At 68.1% G+C, this 1588-nt stretch carries 1 protein-coding gene; it reads left to right on the top strand.

Annotation, left to right across the window (positions count from 1 at the left end; all coding sequences use genetic code 11):
• On the top strand, positions 1-1451 hold a 1451-nt coding region (locus ACRDPS_RS02365), incomplete at its 5' end, for a proline--tRNA ligase (RefSeq protein WP_431500013.1).
• Positions 1452-1588 lie beyond the last annotated feature (137 nt).

Genomic DNA, 1588 nt, shown 5'->3' with positions numbered 1-1588 from the left:
ACCTGCTCGGGCCCACGCACGAGGAGATGTTCACGCTCCTGGTCAAGGACCTCTACGGCTCCTACAAGGACCTGCCGCTCTCGCTCTACCAGATCCAGACGAAGTACCGCGACGAGGCGCGTCCCCGCGCGGGGCTGCTGCGCGGGCGCGAGTTCATCATGAAGGACTCCTACTCCTTCGACTACACCGACGAGGGGCAGGACAAGTCCTACAACGCCCACCGTGAGGCCTACATCCGGATCTTCGACCAGCTCGGCTTTGACTACGTCATCGTCTACGCCCACGCCGGCGCGATGGGCGGGTCGAAGTCCGAGGAGTTCCTCGCGAAGTCGCCGGTCGGTGAGGACACCTACGTCGAGTGCAAGACCTGCGGCTACGCTGCCAACGTCGAGGCGGTCAAGGTAGTCGCGCCCGAGACCGTCGGCTATGACGGCCTGCCTGCCGCACACGCGGAGGAGACTCCCGACACCCCGACCATCGAAACCCTGGTCGCGCACCTCAACGAGCACTTCGCCCGTGACGGCCGGCCCTGGGTGGGCTCCGACACGCTCAAGAACGTGCTCGGTGTGGTCGTCTACCCCGACGGCACCAAGGAGCCGCTGGCGATCGGTGTGCCCGGTGACCGCGACGTCGACGCCAAGCGCCTCGAGGCGGCGCTCTACCCGGGCGAGTTCGAGCCGATGGACGAGAAGACGTTGGCCTCGTTCCCCGATCTGGTCAAGGGCTACATTGGTCCGGAGGTGCTGGGCGAGGAGTCGAAGACCGGCATTCGCTACCTGGTCGACCCGCGCGTAGTCGAAGGCACCCGCTGGGTGACCGGCGCCAACGAGCCAGGGAAGCACGTCATCGATCTCGTCGCCGGTCGCGACTTCACCTTCGACGGCATCATCGAGGCGGCCGAGGTGTGGCCCGGCGACCCGTGCCCCAACGGCGACGGAATCCTGGAGACCGCGCGCGGCATGGAGATGGGCCACGTCTTCGCCCTCGGCCGGAAGTTCGCCGACGCGCTCGGCCTGCAGGTCCTCGACGAGAACGGCAAGCTCGTCACGGTCACCATGGGCTCCTACGGTGTCGGCGTCACCCGTGCCGTGGCCGCCGTCGCCGAGGGCACCCTCGACGACATCGGCCTCGCCTGGCCCCGCAACGTCGCTCCGTACGACCTGCACCTGGTCGCCACCGGCAAGGACCCGGCGATCTTCGAGGCCGCCGAGCAGCTGGCCGGTGAGCTCGAGGCCGCCGGCGTCGACGTCCTCTACGACGACCGTCCCAAGGTGTCGCCCGGGGTGAAGTTCAAGGACGCCGAGCTCATCGGCGTCCCCACGATCGTCACGGTGGGCCGGGGTCTGGTCGACGGCAAGATCGAGGTCAAGGATCGCAAGAGCGGCGAGAAGACCGAGGTCCTTCTCGACGACGCGGTCGCGCACCTCACCGAGGTCGTCCGAGGTTCCTGACCTTCGTCGGTCGACCGGCGGTCGGCCCCAACACGTGCCGGATGCGGCAAGATCGTTCCCATGACGGGGGACAGGATTCTTGACCGTACGCTCGCCGCACGGGTTCTGAGCGCCGCCGACGCGGCGGCCGAGGTCGG

It is taken from the genome of Nocardioides sp., assembly GCF_050699375.1.
Taxonomy (GTDB): Bacteria; Actinomycetota; Actinomycetes; order Propionibacteriales; family Nocardioidaceae; genus Nocardioides.
The sequence above is the reverse complement of the archived record's forward strand: the minus strand, read 5'-3'. Positions and strand labels throughout refer to the sequence as shown.